The 18,027-nt window shown below is 66.1% G+C and carries 13 protein-coding genes; 9 read left to right on the top strand and 4 right to left on the bottom strand.

Going from position 1 to position 18,027, the window contains the following annotated elements:
• Positions 1–75 precede the first annotated feature (75 nt).
• A complete protein-coding gene (locus tag B4F51_RS16580; RefSeq protein ID WP_296227300.1) occupies positions 76–1,554 on the bottom strand; it encodes a PLP-dependent aminotransferase family protein in 1,479 nt (492 codons plus the stop codon).
• Between the two features lie 141 nt (positions 1,555–1,695).
• Between B4F51_RS16580 and B4F51_RS16575 the strand changes: the two genes are divergently transcribed.
• The 8 genes from B4F51_RS16575 to B4F51_RS16540 all read left to right on the top strand — a co-directional run bounded on the left by B4F51_RS16575 (position 1,696) and on the right by B4F51_RS16540 (position 8,817).
• On the top strand, positions 1,696–2,424 hold the full coding sequence (locus B4F51_RS16575; protein WP_296227297.1) for an alanyl-tRNA editing protein: 729 nt from the start codon (positions 1,696–1,698) through the stop codon (positions 2,422–2,424).
• A gap of 17 nt (positions 2,425–2,441) precedes the next feature.
• Positions 2,442–3,383 (top strand): DMT family transporter, encoded by a 942-nt coding sequence (locus B4F51_RS16570; RefSeq protein ID WP_296227296.1) that lies wholly within the window; start codon positions 2,442–2,444, stop codon positions 3,381–3,383.
• Between the two features lie 45 nt (positions 3,384–3,428).
• Complete coding sequence (locus B4F51_RS16565; RefSeq protein WP_296227294.1) at positions 3,429–3,899, top strand: RidA family protein; 471 nt, start codon at positions 3,429–3,431, stop codon at positions 3,897–3,899.
• Positions 3,900–4,020: 121 nt separating this feature from the next.
• Complete coding sequence (locus B4F51_RS16560) at positions 4,021–5,211, top strand: PLP-dependent aminotransferase family protein (protein WP_296227293.1); 1,191 nt, start codon at positions 4,021–4,023, stop codon at positions 5,209–5,211.
• Between the two features lie 38 nt (positions 5,212–5,249).
• Positions 5,250–5,891, top strand: a complete 642-nt coding sequence (locus B4F51_RS16555) for a glutathione S-transferase family protein (protein WP_296227292.1) — start codon at positions 5,250–5,252, stop codon at positions 5,889–5,891.
• Between the two features lie 14 nt (positions 5,892–5,905).
• Positions 5,906–6,568: a phytanoyl-CoA dioxygenase family protein gene (locus B4F51_RS16550; protein WP_296227291.1), complete on the top strand. Its 663-nt coding sequence runs from the start codon at positions 5,906–5,908 to the stop codon at positions 6,566–6,568.
• Positions 6,569–6,685: 117 nt separating this feature from the next.
• Complete coding sequence (locus tag B4F51_RS16545; protein ID WP_296227288.1) at positions 6,686–7,996, top strand: MASE1 domain-containing protein; 1,311 nt, start codon at positions 6,686–6,688, stop codon at positions 7,994–7,996.
• Positions 7,997–8,004: 8 nt separating this feature from the next.
• A complete protein-coding gene (locus B4F51_RS16540; RefSeq protein WP_296227332.1) occupies positions 8,005–8,817 on the top strand; it encodes an alpha/beta hydrolase in 813 nt (270 codons plus the stop codon).
• On the opposite strand, the gene B4F51_RS16535 is transcribed toward B4F51_RS16540, so the two are convergent.
• From B4F51_RS16535 to B4F51_RS16525, 3 genes are all read right to left on the bottom strand, one after another.
• Entirely contained in the window at positions 8,818–11,979 is a 3,162-nt protein-coding gene (locus B4F51_RS16535; RefSeq protein ID WP_296227287.1) for a multidrug efflux RND transporter permease subunit, read from the bottom strand.
• Positions 11,980–11,981: 2 nt separating this feature from the next.
• Complete coding sequence (locus B4F51_RS16530; RefSeq protein ID WP_296227285.1) at positions 11,982–13,187, bottom strand: efflux RND transporter periplasmic adaptor subunit; 1,206 nt, start codon at positions 13,185–13,187, stop codon at positions 11,982–11,984.
• Between the two features lie 195 nt (positions 13,188–13,382).
• Positions 13,383–15,743 (bottom strand): patatin-like phospholipase family protein, encoded by a 2,361-nt coding sequence (locus B4F51_RS16525; protein ID WP_296227283.1) that lies wholly within the window; start codon positions 15,741–15,743, stop codon positions 13,383–13,385.
• A gap of 274 nt (positions 15,744–16,017) precedes the next feature.
• Here B4F51_RS16525 and B4F51_RS16520 point away from each other — a divergent pair, with 274 nt between their 5' ends.
• Complete coding sequence (locus B4F51_RS16520; protein ID WP_296227281.1) at positions 16,018–17,694, top strand: L-lactate permease; 1,677 nt, start codon at positions 16,018–16,020, stop codon at positions 17,692–17,694.
• The last annotated feature ends 333 nt before the right edge of the window (positions 17,695–18,027 follow it).

Below are 18,027 nucleotides of genomic sequence, written 5' to 3'. Positions count from 1 at the left end.
AAAGAGAAGCGGGCTACACCTAGCGCGTGCGCCCGCATGAATTTGTGAGGCTAGATAAGGCGTGGCGTGCGGTTTTCAAGACCCGCGATCGAGCTGCTCCGCCAGGAACCGCAGCATGTCCGGATCGGCGCTGGTCGCGATATTGAAGCGCATCCACGTCGACGGCATCTGCGACGGCGAAAACAAGCTCCCCGGCGCAAACACATAGCCCTGTTCATGCCCGGCCCGGGCAATGGCGTTGGTGTCCTGCCCGGTATCGGCCCAGAGGAACATGCCCGCGCCCTGCTGCGAAAACAGCTTCAGGCCCATGCGCTCGAGGTTCCGCTGAACGGCATCGCGCGCACGGTCCAGGCGGCCGCGCACGCGTTCAACGTGCTTGCGATATTGGCCTTCGGTGAGGATCTTGTAGAGCACGCGTTCGTTGATCTCGGGCGTAGCAAACCCTGTCAGCAGCTTGGCATCGGTCAGGTTCTTGGCCAGTTCCGGATGGCAGGCAATGAAACCCACGCGCAAGTTCACCGCCAGCGTTTTCGAAAAGCTGTTCAGGTAAATCACCCGGCGTAACTGATCCAGGCTTGCAAGCCGCGTCGCCTGATAACCGGGCGGTGCAAGATCGCCATAAATGTCGTCTTCAACGATCAGAAAGCCGTACTGCTCAGCCAACCGCAACAACTGGAATGCCTTGGCAGCCGAGAGCGACGTACCGGTCGGGTTGTGCAGGATCGAGTTGATGACCAGCAGCTTGGGGCGACGCGCCTGTACCAACCCTTCCAGCGCGACCAAGTCCGGCCCCTCGGTGGTATAGGGCACACCAATCACCTGCGCACCCTGGGCGGCAAAGCGGCCGAACATCAGAAACCACGCCGGATCGCCCACGAGCACCGTGTCGCCCGGCTGCACATACTGACGCGCAATCAGGTCAAGTGAGGCTGTGATCCCCGAGGTCACCACGATCTGTTCGGGTCGCGCACCAATTTCCAGCTCGGCCAGCCGTGTTTGCAGTTGCTGGCGCAGCGGCAAGAAGCCCTGCGGCGTGCCAAGCGACAGAAATTGGTTGCCGTTCAGTCGCCCCAGCGAGCGCAGCGCGTTGGCGATCAGTTCGCCGTCCAGCCACCCATTGGGCAAGAAGCCCACACCCGGCGCCCTGCGGGGCTCCGCAGAATGGAACATGTTCCGCAGCAGCCAGGTCACGTCGATCTTGCGTGCGGCGGTGGCCGGCGGCGCGGCCGGCTCCTCGGGCAGCGGCACGTGCCGCTCCTTCACGTAGAAGCCTGAGCCGCGACGCGATTCCAGATAGCCCTGCGCCACCAGCCGCTCATATGCCTCGACCACCGTGAAGCGCGAGATGCTCTTCTCCTGCGCCAGTTGCCGGATCGACGGCATGCGCATGCCGGCGCGAAAGACGCGCTCGTCGATGCGCATGCGCGCCCACTCGGTCAACTGGTCGACCAGCGTCATCTGCGCCGAGGGAATCGGGTCGGGCAACTGCTCCGCAGCCGGACGGGCCGCCGCGCGCCGGGCGTCCAGGCTGACGATGTGAGAGGAAGGATTCATAACGGGGGGGGGGACGGAAGGCGAGTCGAAAACTGTACAGAAAGCGCCACGACAAAGTGTACAGGTACTGTACAGCCGCACTTCGTTACCATCAAGGTCGGATTTCCGTCCCCGCGCCATCCACCGTCATGGAGCCCCGCCATGCCCACGCTGAAACGCTTTGACGAAGATGCCTACCGCACGACCTGCGACGCGACTGTCGTAGCCGTGCACCCGGAAGGCATCGAGCTGGACCAGACCGTGTTCTACGCCCGCAGCGGCGGCCAGGCCGGCGACACCGGAACGCTCATCCTGCGGGGTGCGCAAGATGGCCAGACCGTGGCCATTGCCGACACCGTCTACAGCCCCGATCGCCAGACCGTGCTGCACGTGCCGGCAGACAACGTAGGCCTCACCCTGCTCTCGCCCGGCACGCCCGTGATGGCCTCCATCGACTGGGACCGCCGCCACCGCCTGATGCGGCTGCATACCTGCCTGCATCTGCTGGGCTCGCTGATTCCGGTGCCGGTCACGGGTTGCGGCATCTCGCCGGAATCCGGTCGCATCGATTTCGACCTGCCCGAATCGACGCTCGACCGCGACACGCTCACCGCGCAACTGAACGAACTGATCCGCCGTGACACGCCGGTGCGCATCGACCTGATCACGCCGGAAGAACTGGCCGCGCAGCCTGAACTCGTGCGCACGATCGGCGCCGCGCCGCCGGCGGGCGCCTCGGCCATCCGCATCATCCATATCGACGGCATCGACCGCCAACCTTGTGGCGGCACCCACGTGCGCGCCACCGGCGAGATCGGTCGCGTAGTCGTCACCAAGATCGAGAAGAAGAGCCGCCAGAACCGCCGCGTGGCGGTGGCCTTTGCCGACTAGACGACGGGGTACGCGCCATGTCCAAGTCCGCCACCCTGCCCCTGGGCCACTCACACGACCACGCCGAACGCCGCGGCCTACTGCTCGGCTTCATCGGCGTGGCGATCTTCAGCCAGACGCTGCCATTCACACGCATGGCCGTGGCCGAGCTGGATGCGACCTTCGTGGCGCTGGCGCGTGCCGTGCTGGCAAGTCTGCTGGCGCTGGGCCTGCTGGCCGCGACGGGGGCGTTCTCCGCCGCCAAGCGCCCGCGCGGCCGGCAGTGGTGGCAACTGGCCGTGACGGCCGCCGGCGTGGTGGTCGGCTTTCCGCTGTTTTCTTCGCTGGCGATGCGCGATGTGCCGGCCGCGCACGGCGCCATCATCACCGGCCTGCTGCCGCTGGCGACCGCCGTGTTTGCGGCGTGGTTCGGGCGCGAGCGGCCGTCGCCGTGGTTCTGGCTGTGCGCGGTGGCCGGCAGCGTGCTGGTGGTGTCGTTCGCGTTGCTGCAAGGCGCTGGCGCCCTGCACCGTGCCGACTGGCTGCTGTTTGCCGCCATGGTGGCCGGCGCGCTCGGTTACGCGACGGGCGGCAAGCTCTCGCGCGAACTCGGTGGCACGCAGACGATCGCCTGGGCGCTGGTCGTCTCGTTGCCGGTGTTGTTGCCGCTGGTAGGCGCACTGGCCTGGCTGCCCGTCACGCATCAGGCCGAGGCGCTGGCGCATGCGTCGGCCCGCGCGTGGGCGGGCTTGGCTTACGTGTCAGCCTTCTCCATGTTCATCGGCTTCCTGTTCTGGTATTCGGGCCTGGCCGCAGGCGGTGTTGCGCGGGTCGGGCAGATACAATTGCTGCAACCTTTCATGACGCTGATCGGCGGCTGGCTGCTGCTGGGCGAATCGCTCGACACGCCCACCGTACTGTTTGCACTGGCTGTGATTGCCGTGGTCGGCATCGGCCGGCGCACGTCGGTGCGCCGATAGCAACGTCTTCCCTCTTTTGTTGACCGCACTTACCAAGGAGTCTTCATGACCGCCTCGCACGACGCCCAGGCCAAGCTCAAGCAACTGGGCATCGAACTGCCCGCCGCCGGCGCCCCCGCAGCCGCCTACGTCATGGCCGCGCAGACCGGCAACCAGGTCTTCCTGTCCGGCCACATCGCCAAGAAAGACGGCAAGCCCTGGGTCGGCAAGCTCGGTGCCAACATGACCACCGAAGAAGGCAAGGCTGCGGCTCGCTCGATCGCCATCGACCTGCTGGCCACCCTGTCCACGCATCTGGGCGGCGACCTGAGCCGCGTCAAGCGCATCGTCAAGGTCATGAGCCTGGTCAACTCCACGCAGGAATTCACGGAGCAGCACCTGGTGACCAATGGCGCCTCGGAACTGCTGGCCGAAGTGTTTGGCGATGCCGGCAAGCACGCCCGCAGCGCGTTTGGCGTCGCGCAGATCCCGATGGGCGCCTGCGTCGAGATCGAGCTGATCGCTGAAGTCGCTTAAGCGTCGCATTTGCCGCCCCTCTTCAGCCCTGCAAGCCGGGGGCGTTGCCTGCTATCCTCACCGTTTTGCCCACCCACGGCGCCCGCTCACGAGGTGGGCACCGCAACACAAGGACCACACCATGGACCACACCGCCTGTACCTTCTCCCGCCGAGCTCAGAATCTGACCAGCTCGGCGATCCGGGAAATCCTGAAGATCACCGAGCGTCCCGAGGTGATTTCGTTTGCCGGTGGCCTGCCCGCGCCGGTCACATTCCCGGTCGAAGCGATTCAGGCGGCGTGCGCCCGCATGTTCGCAGACAACCCTCAAGCCTCGCTGCAGTACACGCCCACCGAGGGCCTGTCGGTGCTGCGCGAGTGGATCGCCCAGCGCCACGGCACCACCGCTTCGCGCGTGCTGATTACCACGGGCTCGCAGCAGGGGTTGGATCTGCTGGGCAAGATCTTCATCGACCCGCAAAGCAAGGTGCTGGTCGAAACACCGACGTATCTGGGCGCGCTGCAGGCGTTCTCGCTGTTCGAGCCGGCCTACACGTCGGTGCCGACCGATGACAAGGGCCTGCTGCCCGACGCGCTCACGCCCGAACTAGCGGCCGGCGCGCGCTTCTTCTACACGATCCCGAACTTCCAGAACCCGACCGGCCGCCGCCTGCCGCTGGACCGCCGCCAAGCCCTGGTGGCGCGCGCCAAAGAACTCGGCGTGCTGCTGGTGGAAGACGATCCGTACGGCGAACTGAGCTACACCGGCGACGCCCTGCCCTCGCTGCGCTCGCTCAACCCGGACGGCGTGATCTACATGGGCTCGTTCTCGAAGATCCTGGCACCTGGCATGCGCCTGGGCTACATCATTGCGCCCGAGGCCATCCACTTCAAACTCGTGCAGGCTAAGCAGGCGTCGGACCTGCACACGCCCAGCTTCACGCAGCGCGTAGCCTATGAAGTGCTCAAGACCGGCCTGCTCGACACGCACATCCCGAGCATCCGCGACCTCTACGGCAAGCAATGCGAAGCGATGCTCGAATCGCTCACGCGCCACATGCCGCAAGGCGTGCACTGGAACCGCCCGGAAGGCGGCATGTTCATCTGGGTGGAAGTGCCGGAAGGCATCGACACGATGGCGCTGCTGGAAAAGGCTGTCGCGCGCAACGTGGCGTTCGTGCCCGGCGCGCCGTTCTATGCCAACGCGCCGCGTCGCAACACCATGCGCCTGGCCTTCGTAACGGTGCCGCCGGAGCGTATCGAACAAGGCGTGGCCGTGCTGGGCGAGCTGATCCGCGCGGAAATCGCGGCACTCACGCCCAAGGCAGCGTAAGTTCATCTCAACACAACAACAGAAAGGAGCCGTCGTCGATGTTGCGGATCTGGGGAAGACTCTCTTCGGTCAACGTGCAGAAAGTGGTCTGGTGCGCGCACGAGCTGTCGCTGGACCATGAGCGCATCGACGTCGGCGGCGCCTTCGGGGGCGTCAATACGCCGGAATTCCTGGCGATGAACCCCAACGGCATGATCCCCGTCATCGAAGACGGCATCAACGACACCGGTGACGAGCGCTTCGTGCTGTGGGAGTCCAACGCCATCGTGCGCTACCTGTGCTCGCGCTACGACCCGGGCAACCTCTACCCGCTCGAGCTGCACGAGCGCGCCGATGCCGACCGCTGGATGGACTGGCAGACCACGACGTTCAGCCCTTCGATGGTCGATGCCTTCCTGCAGCTTGTACGCACGCCCGAAGACCAGCGCGACGCTGCGCGCATCGAGCGCTCGCGCCAAGCCGCCGAGCGCACCACCGGCATCCTCGACGCGGTGCTGGCCAAGCAGCCTTACGTGGCCGGTCAGCGTTTCACCATGGCCGACATTGCCTGCGGCTGCGCAGCACACCGCTGGCTGGGCCTACCGATGGACCGCCCGGCGCGCCCCAACCTCGAACGCTGGATGACCGAGTTGCGCGATCGGCGTGCTGCTCGGGAAGTGCTGGCGCTGCCTGTCGTCTGAGCCACTTGGCGCCAATGGCCTGCGATCTTCTGGCGGACGGCTACACCCTCATCTCCGGCGTGCTGGCCGCGAACGCCTGCAAACGTCTGGCCGGCCAATTGTATGCCGATGGCGCTGGCACTCGCGAGCTACTTTCTAGGCCATGGTGCGCCGAACTGGCAGCCGATCTCCGTCGGCACCCTGCTCTTGCGCCGCTGATTCCCGCTTCGCATGTCGCTGTTCAATGCACGGGCTTCGACAAATCCGCCGGGCAGAACTGGCTTGTACCCATCCACCAGGACCTGAGCGTCCCCGTAACCGAGCGCGTGAGCGATCCGGCATTGACGGGCTGGTCCGAGAAGGAGGGCCGGCTGTACGTGCAACCGCCGCGCGACGTGCTGGAAGACCTGATCGCCGTGCGCCTGCACCTGGACGACTGCGGCCCGGCTGAGGGCCCGTTGCGCGTCGTACCCGGCTCGCATCGACAAGGGCGGGTGGGGCAGGCACAGATGCTGGACGCGCGAGACACGCAAGGCGAAGTCACCTGCCTGGCCAATCGCGGTGACGCGCTGCTGATGCGCCCGCTACTGTTGCACGCATCGTCCAAGTCGACCGGCGAACGGCCACGGCGTGTATTGCATTTCGTCTACGGCCCGCGCGTGCTACCGCTGACTCTACGCTGGGCGCAAGCCATCTAAAGTCACGCATCTGCGCAAAGATTAAGCGCCGCTCAAACCGATTGCGGTAGCATCACCAACCGCGCACGGCGTCCCCAACGCCGGCGCGGTTTTTTGTTTCCATCCAGGGAACCTCGAATGCCATTCCAGAAGCCTTCCACCACCATCGCCGCAATCCTGTGGGGCGTGCTCTACCTGGTTGCCGCCCTCGTGTCGCATCGGCTGAACGGGCCGGTCGACATGACGGGCTATTGCTGGCTGCCGGCGGGCGTGACCATGGCTGCGTTCATGCTGCGGCCTTACCGCGAGTGGCCTGGGTTGGGGGCGGCGTTTGCCGTGGCGCAACTGGCGCTGGCCGCCATCGAGCACAGCAACCCGGCGCATGCGATGCTGTTTGTGCTCGACGAAGCGGGTAGCTCGGCGCTCGCCGTCGCGCTGGTCCGGCTGGTACGCGTGCCGCTCGAAGGGTTGTATTTCCTGCGCGCGATGCTGGTGGCAGGCGCGGTCAGCGGCATTGTCGGGGCGCTCTTCGGGGCGGCGTGGTTTGCGTGGTCGCAGGGCGGTGCGTTCGGGCACGTCTTCCGGATCTGGGCGGCCTCGGATTTCCTCGGCGTGCTGATCGTCACGCCCGTGCTGGCGGCCTGGTCGCGTTTTCGTGCCTTCCGCTCGGGCGGCACCGACCGCACCGATTTCCTGCTCGGCCTGGCAGCGTTCGCTGCGCTAGCCATCTCGTCCTACGTGATCTTCGACGGCAATAGCGTCGACAAATTCGGCGGCGGCATCAGCTTTGCGCTGACCTACGTGCCGCCGTTCTTTGCCGTGGTGGTGGCCCTGCTGTGGGGCGGGCGCGGCGGCTCGGTGGCGGTGCTGCTGCTGACGCTGGTGGCGCTCACGCAGACCGCCGAGGGCGACGGCCCCTTTGCCGTACTCGACCGTCATTACGGCCAGTCGCTGCTGGAAGCGCAGTTGTACTTGGGCGTCTCTGCGCTGCTGGTGCTGCTGGTCAGCGCGCTCAAGACCACGCGCGAGCAACTGCACGAGCAGAGCGCGCACTGGCAGAACCGCGTGGAGCTGGCGCTGGCTGCGTCCAGCCAGCTCGTCTACACCATCGATCCGGCCAGTGAGCGCATCGATTGGGGCGGCGACGTGACGCTCACCTTCGGTCACGACACGGCGACCATGGCTTCGGTCGGCACCGTGCTGCAGCTCGTGCACCCGGATGATCGCGACGCGCTGCGCGCCCGTTGGCTGGGCACGGCACCGGTTGGGGATGCGCTGGAAGGCGCGCTTGAGGACAAACTCGCCGCCCCCGCGCGCCGGCAGACGCTACGCATCGCCGCGCGTGACGGCACGCTGCATACGGTGGTGGATACCGGCGGCACGCTCACGGATGCCATGGGCAACACGGCAATGGTGGCCGGTACCTGGTCTGTCGAGACGGCGCTGTGACAACTCCGGTGCGCGGCAGCACGGCAGTGTTGCTGATCCACGGCCTGGGCGGCACGTCCTACGATCTGGGCGTGCTGCAGAAGGCGCTGCGCAATGCGGGCGCGATCACGCACGTCCCTACCCTGCCCGGCCACGGCACGCACCCGCGAGACTTGATCGCCATGCCTGCCGAGGCTTGGCTCGACACGCTCACGCAAACGTATCATCAGCTCCTCGCCGAGCACGACACAGTGCACATCGCCGGCATGTGCATGGGCGCGCTGCTGGCACTCGTGCTGGCGCACCGCGTGCGGCATGGCGTCGATCGCCCGCACGACAGGCTGGCGCTGCTGGCCACGCCGATGCACATCGACGGCTGGTCGACGCCGTGGTATCGAGAGCTGCGGCACGTGGTGTATCGCATCCCCGGCATGGCGGCGCGCATGCGCGTGGAAGAGGACGAACCGTTCGGCATCAAGAACCCGCTGTTGCGGCGGATCATCAAGGCCAAGCTTGCGCGCGGCGACAGCTTCCACTATCCGTGGGTGCCGCTCACATGCATTCGCGAAGTCGACCGGTTGCGCGCCTGGGCACACGCTGCCGCACGCGCAATCACCTGCGAGACGCTGGTCATCCACGCCCGCGAAGACGAACTGACCAGCCTGCGCTCGGCGCAAACACTGCAGGCCACCCTGCCTCGCGCGCGCACCTTGCTGCTTGAGAACAGCTACCACATGATCTGCGTCGACAACGACCGGGACGAGGTCGCCGCCGAGCTGCTGGGTTTCTTCGGGTTCGATCCGGCAGCCGCCAGGCGCAAGAGCCCGGCCGCCGCCGATTGATCAGGCGGCGGACCCGCTGCCCGTCACTTCGTGCTCATGCGCCGCATCGAGCCGGCGCTGCCGCTCGCTGCCCTTGAACAGGCGGCGCACGACCACAAAGAACACCGGCACCAGAAACACCGCCAGCACCGTCGCCGTGATGATGCCGCCCAGCACTCCCGTGCCGATGGCACGTTGGCTGGCGGAAGCCGCGCCGCTTGCAATGGCCAGCGGCACCACGCCAAAGGCAAACGCGAGCGACGTCATCACGATCGGCCGGAAGCGCAAGCGCGCAGCCTCCAGCGTGGCATCGATCAGCCCCATGCCCTGCGCGACCAGATCCTTGGCGACTTCGATGATCAGGATCGCGTTCTTGGCCGACAGGCCAATCGTCGCAATCAGGCCGACCTTGAAGTAGATATCGTTGGGCAGGAAGCGCAGCGTGGCGCCCAGCAGCGCGCCAAACACGCCCAGCGGCACCACCAGGATCACGGCCAGCGGAATCGACCAACTCTCATACAGCGCCGCCAGGCACAGGAACACCACCAGGATCGACAGCGCAAACAATGCCGGCGCCTGCGCGCCCGACAGGCGCTCTTCGAACGACTGGCCAGTCCACTCGTAGCCGAAGCCTTCGGGCAGGCCGCGGGCGATGGACTCCATCGCCGCCATGGCCTCACCGGAGCTATGGCCGGGGGCAGGCGAGCCGGTGATCGTCATGGACGGATAGCCGTTATAGCGGTCCAGCTTGAGCGGTCCAACGATCCATTTGGCCGTCGTGAAGGCCGACAAAGGCACCATCGCGCCTGCTGCATTGCGCACGTGCATGCGGCCGAGCTGCTCGACCGACACGCGCTGCTTGCCGTCGGCCTGCACGATCACGCGGCGCACCTGGTTGCGGTAGACGAAGTCGCCCGCGTAGTCGGAGCCGAACATCACGGCCAGCGTGCGGTTGATGTCGTCAATCGACACCCCCATCGACAGCGCCTTCTTGCGGTCCACGTCGATCAGGATCTGCGGGGCTTCGCCCTGGCCTGCAAAGGTGACCTCCGACAATGCCGGATGCCTGGCCGCCTCGGCCAGCACGCGGTCGCGCGCCTGCGCGAGGCGTTCGTAGCCGGCACCGCCGCGATCCTGCAGGCGCAGGTCGAAGCCGGGCTTGCTGCCAAGCTCCGGCAGCGCGGGCGAGTTCATCGCCATGACCATGGCGCCCTTGATCTTGGACAGCGCGGCGTTGGCACGTTGGACCACGGCATCGACGTGCTGGTCAGCACCTTTGCGCTCCTTCCAGTCCTTGAGCGAGAGGAACAGCATGGCGGCGTTCTGACCGTTGCCGAACAGGCTGAAACCGGTGATGGCCAGCGTGGAGGCCACGGCCGGCTCCTTGGCGATGAAGTACTGCTCGGCCTCGCGCACCACGTCGAGCGTCTGCGCCTGTGTCGCGCCGGTGGGTAGCATGACCACGGTCATGAACTGGCCGGTATCTTCTTCCGGCAGGAAGGACGTCGGCAGTTGCGTGAACAGCAGCGCCACCACGCCGATGACGGCGCCGTAAGCAACGAGCGCACGGCCGGTGCGGTTCAGCAGCCGGGCCACGCCGCCCTGGTAGCGCGCCGTCAGCCGCGCAAAGCCACGGTTGAACGCGCCGAAGACCCCCTTGCGCTCGGTGCCGTGGCCCTGCTGCACCGGCTTGAGCAGCGTTGCACACAGGGCCGGCGTCAAGGTCAGCGCCAGGAAGGCTGAAAACACCATCGACACCGCCAACGACAGCGAGAACTGCCGGTAGATGTTGCCCACCGCGCCGCCAAAGAAGGCCATCGGCACGAACACCGCCGTCAGCACCAGCGAGATGCCGACGATGGCCCCGCCGATCTGGCGCATCGCCTTGGCCGTCGCCTCGCGCGGCGAGAGACCCTCTTCGTGCATCACGCGTTCGACGTTCTCCACCACCACGATGGCATCGTCGACGAGGATGCCGATGGCGAGCACCAAGCCGAACAGCGTCAGCACGTTGATGGAGAAGCCCATCGGCAGCATCACCGCAAACGTGCCCAGCAGCGCAATCGGCACCACCAGCGTCGGGATGAGCGTCGCGCGCAGGTTCTGCATGAACAGCATCATCACCAGGAACACCAGCACCACCGCTTCGAGCAGCGTCTTGACGACTTGCTCGATGGCAATGCCGACAAAGCGCGAGCTGTCGTAAGCCACTTCGTAACGCACGCCCGGCGGGAAATGCGCCTGCGCTTCGTCCAGCACGGCACGTATGCGCTTGGCCGCACCCACGGCGTTGGCACCCGGTGCCAGCTTGATGCCGATGGTGGTGGCCGGCTTGCCGTTCATGCGCGAGAGGTACAGATAATCGCTGCCGCCGAGCTCCACGCGCGCCACGTCGCGCAGCAGCACCATGCGGCCCTGCGTGTCCGCGCGCAGCGGGATCTGGCCGAACGCCTCGGGCGTGGTCAGCCCGTCGTCGCCGGTGATGCTCGCGTTGATGGGCGCGCTGCCCGGCACTGCCCCGCTGCCGATCTCGCCCACCGTGATACGCGCGTTGTAGCGGCGCACCGCGTCACTCAAATCACCCGCAGTGAGGCCAAGCGCGGTGAGCTTGTCGGCGTCGGGCCAGATGCGCATGGCGTATTCAGCGTCGAAAAGCTGCGCCGTGCCGACGCCGGACACGCGGCGCAGTTGCGGAATCAGGTCCGAAGAGGCGAGGTCGCCCAGGTCGATGCCGTCGAAGCGGCCACGGTCGGCCGTCAGCGTCATGTACATCATGTAGTCTTCGGCGGCCTTCTCGATGCGGATGCCGTTGCGGCGCACCACCTCGGGCAGGCGTTCCTCGACGATCTTCAGGCGGTTCTGCACCTCCACCGCCGCGAGGTCGGCGCTGGTGCCCTGCTTGAACGCAAGGTTGATCGAGATGTTGCCCGCCGCGTCCGACGACGAGGACATATACAGCAGCCCCGGCGCACCGTTCATCTCACGCTCGATGATGGCGGTCACGGCGGATTCCGCCGTGCGTGCAGACGCCCCCGGATACGTGGCCGAGATGCTGACGTTGGGCGGCGCAATCGTCGGGTATTGCGCCACGGGCAGGCGCGGCAGCGCCAACAGGCCGGCCAGGATGACGGCCAGCGCAATCACCCAGGCAAAGACCGGGCGGTCGATAAAGAAGCGTGCCATGGTCAGCCCTTGGTCGGCTTGGCGTCGGCAGCCGGCGCGGCGTCTGCGCGTTTGGTGGCGGACACCGGCACTGGATGAATGGCCATGCCGGCTTCCAGCGTCCGCATGCCGGGAATGGCAAGGCGCTCGCCGCCGTTCAAACCGATTGTCACCAGCCATTGGTCACCGGCTAACGTTTGCGCGGCCACGGGCTGCACGGCCAGCGTGTTGTCGGCCTTCACCACGAACACCGATGCACCGTGGCGATCGCGCTGCAGCGCCCCGCGCGGGATCGTCACCGCGCCCTGCTGCACCGCGTGCGAGAGTTTCACGCGCACGTACATGCCGGGCAGCAGCAGGCCGTCCGGATTCGGCAGCACGGCGCGCATCGAGACGTTATCAGTCGCGCGGTCCACAACCAGGTCGGAGAACAGCAGCCGGCCCGGGCGCTCGTAGGCCACGCCGTCGCTCAGGATCACCTGCACGCCGATGTCCCGGCCGGGCAGCGCAGAAGCCTCGCCCTTCTTGAGCGCACGCTGCAGGGCGAGCACCTCGGCGGCGGGCTGGGAGAAATCGACGTAGATCGGGTCGATCTGCTCGACAATCGTGAGCGGCGTGGCGGCATCCTCCTTGACCAGCGCGCCCTCGGTCACCTGTGCGCGACGCGAGCGGCCCGCGATGGGCGCGGTGACGGTGGCATAGCCCAGACGCAGTTGCGCGGTTTCCAGCGCGGCACGGGTGGAGACGACGTCCGCTGCGGCTTGCCGCTCGGCGGCTTGCGCCTCGGCGTATTCCAGCTCGCTCACGGCGCGCGTGGCGGCCAGGCCCTTGTAGCGGGCAGCCTTGTCGTGGGCGATGGCGAGCTGCGCCTGCGCACGGGCGAGCGCGCCCTGGGCGGCATCCACCTGCGCCTTGAGCGGTGCCGGATCGATGCGGAACAACACCTGGCCGGCCTTGACCACCTGGCCCTCGTCATAAGCGCGCTTGAGCACGATGCCGTCCACGCGCGCGCGGACTTCCGCCGTGCGATACGGCTCCAGGCGGCCGGGCAACTCGGTCACCAGCGGCGCATCGGAGCGCTGCGCAACCGCGACCTCCACCTCCGGTGGGCCCGCCAGCTTGGCAGCTTCATTGGCGTGCTTGCCGCAGGCTTGCAGCGCGGTCAGCGCGCACGCGCACACCAGCCATCGGGACGAACGGAGACCACGGAACAACACGGAGAACATCATGGGAAAAGGGGGCTGGGCGCGTGCGCACCCGAGATCTTGAGAAGCAAAGCGGAAGGCATGCTAGCACGCCGATCCGCCGCGGCTGATCGATTAATTTCTCAATCTGATCAAGACCTTACGATCCGCCACTGCCATGCGGCGCTGGCCAAGCGGCAGCCCCTGCCCACGCACTCGCGCCCCCTCAAACCCCCACCGTCAAAACACGCGGCCCAGCTGCAGGTAGACATTCCACACGCCTTGCGGCGCCACGGCAAAGCCAAAGTACAGCGGACCGATGGGGCTGTTACCGCCGACGAACAGGCTGCCGCTCTTCAGATAGCCGCCACGGCCGAAGTTGTTGCGCAACTGCCAGACGTTGCCGACCTCCGCGCTGGCACCGAATACCGGCGCGCGCAGGCCGAGCAGGTCATTGATGCGCAGGTCGTACAGGTAGGTCAGGCGGCCGTACAGCAGGTACTGGCCGTTGAACTGGTCCTGCGCATAGGCCGACAGGTGCTGGAAGCCGCCCAGGTAGAAGCCCTCGTTGGCGCCGTTGCCGCTGTTGCCGCCGTTGTCTCTGGTCGGGCTATTGGCACCGAACTGCCCTGCCCCCTCCAGCGCGACGTTGAACGTATGGCGCCCGTAGCTCGTGGCCCACAGACCCTTGGCCTGGGCGGTGTTGTACTTCTTGTCGATTGAACCGAAGCCGGCCTCCATGCTGCCGAACAGGTAATAGCCTCTGCGGGGGAACAGCGGATCGTCGAGCTGGTCCAGCGTGAGCTGGGCACGGAAGGCCGGCTGCTGAGCATGCAAGGTATCCAGGGGCGTCGCATCCACAAGATTGCCGGACTCGTCGACCACCAGCGCCTGGTAATTGAACGTTGCCGCCTTTCTGACGTAGTTCACGCCCAGGCGCAGTTCACCCTTGCGGCCCAGTGGGATGCCCAGGTCAACGCCGGCGCGCGCCGTTTCGATCGTCAGGTTGTTGAACGGCTTGGCGTCCCGGGTAGGCGGCAGATCGTCGAAGTAGATGTCCGATCTGCGGCGCGAATACTCTGCGTAGGGCGCGATGTAGAACCCCTGCGACTGCCACAGCGGCTGCCGCAGTTCCGTATGAATGCTTGCGCGGTTGCTGCCCAGCACGATGTCGTTGCGCCACTCCAGCCCGCTCTGCGTGAGCCACGGATACCGGTGGCCGAGATTGACGTTGAATGCGCCGCGTCCGTCGAAGTTGGTCGACATGCCCAGCCCAAACAGGAAGAACTGGTTGCCCCAGGATTTCTCGTGCGCGTCGATCTTGAGCGTGTGCACGCCGTTCTCTTCCACCAGCCGCTGGGTGACGGTCTCGAAGTCGCCGGTGGTGGCCAGGGCCGACAACTCACGGTTGAGTTCTTCCGCGTCGTAGGTGTCGCCCTCACGCACCTTCAGCAACTGGCGCACGCGCACTGCCGGCACGCGGCCACCGGTGGTCACATCGATGGCGTCGATGCGCGTGCCCTGGGCCAGCATGCCCTGCGGCACATGTGCGCCACGGTAGGCCGCATACGCCCGCGGTGAGAGCGACAGCGCTGCCAGCTTGGCCTCCGCGCCCCGGGCTGCCTTCTCACCCTGCTGCACACCCAGCGGCCCCTTGGCGAAATCGGTGAATGACAGGTCGGCAAGCTGCGGTTCGATCAATATGTCGCTGCCTTGCAGCAGCGCCTTCTGGGCGCGGACATTCTGGCCGACCAGGATGGTGATCATCTGCTGCGTGACCGCCGCCGGCGAGGCGAGGTCTTCCGGCCGCTGCAGGTCCGAGCCGATGTTGACCGCGATGATGATGTCCGCCCCCATGTCGCGCGCAAGCTGCACCGGCAGGTTGCTGACCAGACCGCCATCGACCAGCGTGCGCCCGTCCACCTCGATGGGCGCGAACAGGCCGGGCACCGCCATGCTGGCGCGCATCGCCAGCGGCAGCGAGCCGTGATCGAGGATCACCGCATCGCCCGTGGCCAGGTCGGTTGCCATAGCCTTGAACGGGACCGGCAGGCGCGCAAAGCTCATGTTGTCGGGCCACTGCGTCGTCCAGTTCTTGAGCAGCGCCAGCAGGCGATTGCCCTGCACCAGCCCGGCCGGCAGCTTGAGCCCGCCATCGCCATAACCGGCAGACATGCCGATCGGGTACTGGAAGTCGTCCTCGCGCAGCGACTGCGGCAGCTTGGCGCGATCGTTGCGGTCGAAGGCGATGTCGCTCAGGTCCACCTGGGAGAGCTTGTGCTCCAGCTCGTCCGCGCTCAGGCCGCTGGCGTACAGCCCACCCACCACCGCGCCCATGCTGGTGGCGGCAATCACGTCCACCGGAATGCGCATGCGTTCCAGCATTTTGAGCACGCCGATATGCGCATAGCCGCGCGCCCCGCCGCCCGACAGCACCAGGCCGATGCGAGGGCGAGCGGATTCGGTTTGTGCGGGGATGAGCGCGGAACCGGGCGAGGTCTGGCCGTATGCGCCTGGCGACAGTACGACCAGCGCCGACAGCCCTGTGGCGAGCAGTCGAGACCAGCAGCGGCAGAAGGAAAAAGCCGTCAGAAAAGCCATAAATGAAGGGCTGAATCGTGTTGGGTGGCAACAGGGCAGGCGCAATGATTCCACAACCCGGATTAACCCGGTGCAACTGGCTGCACCGCACCTGGAGCCCGTCGATATGGGGCACGCGCGCCGATGAATACTTTTCAGGGCGAAAGTGACAGAATATTGCCCATCCCCCCGACACGCTTGTTCCTACAATCCGTGTTCGCTCGTTTCGCGCGGGCAACAGAAGACGTTCGGTATCGCCAAGAACCGAAACGCCTAGAAACAGGAGGAGATCAAGATGTGGAATCAAGTCTATGACCCACTCGGCAATGCCTTGTGGTCAACCATCGCGGCCGGGATACCGGTGGCGGTGCTGCTGTGCTCCCTGGCCTTTTTTCATATGCAGGCCCACTTGGCTGCCGGCCTGGCGCTGATTGTCGGGGTAGGCATCGCCTCGTTCATATTCGGCATGCCGGCCGCGATGGCGGGCAAGGCGGCCGGCCTGGGCATTGTCTCCGGCCTGTTCCCGATCGGCTGGATCGTTCTCAACATCATCTTCCTGCACCGGCTCACCACCTTGAACGGGTCATTCAAGGTCTTGCAGAGTTCCATCTCGGGCATCACCGAAGACCGCCGCCTGCAACTGCTGCTGGTGGCGTTCAGCTTTGGCGCGTTCTTCGAGGGCGCGGCCGGCTTCGGCACGCCGGTGGCCGTGACGGGCGCCATCCTGATCGGTCTGGGTTTCTCGCCGCTGGCGGCTTCGGGCCTGGCGCTGATCGCCAACACCGCACCGGTGGCCTACGGGGCGCTGGGGGCACCGCTCATCGGTCTGGCCTCCGTCACCGGGCTGGACCTGCTGCAGCTCTCGGCGATGGTCGGCCGCCAGTTGCCGTTCTTCTCGGTGCTGGTGCCGTTCTGGCTGATCTGGGCGTTCGCGGGCTGGCGCGGCATGCTGCAGATCTGGCCGGCGATCCTGGTGGCGGGCGTGTCGTTCGCCATTCCGCAGTTCCTGGTGTCGAACTTCCACGGCCCGTGGCTGGTGGACGTGATTGCCGCGCTGGTGTCGATGGGCACGCTCACGCTGTTCCTGAAGGTGTGGCACCCCAAGACCATCTGGACCTCCACCGCCCTGCGCAAGCACCCTGACACTTCCAAGGTGGATCCGGAAGCCGCTGCCGAAGCACGCGCCGCGACCCTCACCACCGATGCGAAGATCACGCGCGTGCAAGCCTGGCTGCCATGGGTGATCCTGACGATCTTCGTGTTCATCTGGGGCGTGCCGCAGTTCAAGGCGTTTGCCGATGGCGTATGGGCGTTCAAGTTCGCCATCCCGGGTCTGGACAAAATGGTGCTCAAGGGCCCGCCGGTGATCCCCAAGGTGACTGCCGAAGGCGCGGTGTTCAACTTCAACGTGCTGTCGATGGCGGGTACGGGCATCCTGGTATCGGCCATCGTGGGCGGCCTGCTGATGGGCTACTCGGTGCCGCGCATGCTCAAGGAGTACTGGAACACCATCAAGCTCACGCGCTATTCGCTGTTGACAATCTGTGCAATGTTCGGCATCGGCTACCTGACCCGCTACTCCGGTCTGGACGCGACGCTGGGCCTGGCCTTCGCCCACACGGGCGTGCTGTACCCGCTGTTCGGCACGATGCTGGGCTGGCTGGGCGTGGCGCTTACCGGCTCGGATACAGCATCGAACGTGCTGTTCGGCGGCCTGCAGAAGACGACGGCCGAGCAGCTTGGCTTGTCGCCGATCCTGATGTCAGCAGCCAACAGCGCGGGCGGCGTGATGGGCAAGATGATCGACGCGCAATCCATCGTGGTGGCCTCCACCGCCACCAAGTGGTACGGCCACGAGGGCGACATCCTGCGCTACGTGTTCTTCCACTCGATTGCGCTGGCGTTCCTGGTGGGGCTGCTGATCACGCTGCAGGCCTACGTGGAACCTTTCACACGGATGGTCGTGCATTAAGGCTGATCCGTCCCGCTCTTTGCAGAAGAAGCCGCTCAATCGAGCGGCTTTTTTTTGGCGCAATGCCCGGGCCCCGTCGACCCGCCCCATCCCATCGCGCGCGGTGTTCTGAACTCGGATTGCCGAGAAAAAAGCTCGACACGCCGAGCTCTGAGCTCGGACCATCGAGTAAAAAGCTCCGCACGCCGAGTTCTAAGCTCGGAACGCCGAGAAAAAAGCCCCATACGCCGAGTTCTGAACTCGGACCGTCGAGACAAAAGCTCCGCACGTCGAGTTCTTAGCTCGGAGCATCGAGAAAAATTCCCCGCTCGCGGGCCTGTCAGTAATTTCGTG

Source organism: Ralstonia sp. UBA689 (assembly GCF_002298975.1).
In the GTDB taxonomy this organism is placed as follows: domain Bacteria; phylum Pseudomonadota; class Gammaproteobacteria; order Burkholderiales; family Burkholderiaceae; genus Ralstonia.
The sequence above is the reverse complement of the archived record's forward strand: the minus strand, read 5'-3'. Positions and strand labels throughout refer to the sequence as shown.

Bases quoted from the DNA above. Each gene is read 5' to 3' on its own strand.
- B4F51_RS16580 (WP_296227300.1), bottom strand. From the start codon at position 1,554: ATGAATCCTTCCTCTCACATCGTCAGCCTGGACGCCCGGCGCGCGGCG.
- B4F51_RS16575 (WP_296227297.1), top strand. From the start codon at position 1,696: ATGCCCACGCTGAAACGCTTTGACGAAGATGCCTACCGCACGACCTGC.
- B4F51_RS16570 (WP_296227296.1), top strand. From the start codon at position 2,442: ATGTCCAAGTCCGCCACCCTGCCCCTGGGCCACTCACACGACCACGCC.
- B4F51_RS16565 (WP_296227294.1), top strand. From the start codon at position 3,429: ATGACCGCCTCGCACGACGCCCAGGCCAAGCTCAAGCAACTGGGCATC.
- B4F51_RS16560 (WP_296227293.1), top strand. From the start codon at position 4,021: ATGGACCACACCGCCTGTACCTTCTCCCGCCGAGCTCAGAATCTGACC.
- B4F51_RS16555 (WP_296227292.1), top strand. From the start codon at position 5,250: ATGTTGCGGATCTGGGGAAGACTCTCTTCGGTCAACGTGCAGAAAGTG.
- B4F51_RS16550 (WP_296227291.1), top strand. From the start codon at position 5,906: ATGGCCTGCGATCTTCTGGCGGACGGCTACACCCTCATCTCCGGCGTG.
- B4F51_RS16545 (WP_296227288.1), top strand. From the start codon at position 6,686: ATGCCATTCCAGAAGCCTTCCACCACCATCGCCGCAATCCTGTGGGGC.
- B4F51_RS16535 (WP_296227287.1), bottom strand. From the start codon at position 11,979: ATGGCACGCTTCTTTATCGACCGCCCGGTCTTTGCCTGGGTGATTGCG.
- B4F51_RS16530 (WP_296227285.1), bottom strand. From the start codon at position 13,187: ATGATGTTCTCCGTGTTGTTCCGTGGTCTCCGTTCGTCCCGATGGCTG.
- B4F51_RS16525 (WP_296227283.1), bottom strand. From the start codon at position 15,743: ATGGCTTTTCTGACGGCTTTTTCCTTCTGCCGCTGCTGGTCTCGACTG.
- B4F51_RS16520 (WP_296227281.1), top strand. From the start codon at position 16,018: ATGTGGAATCAAGTCTATGACCCACTCGGCAATGCCTTGTGGTCAACC.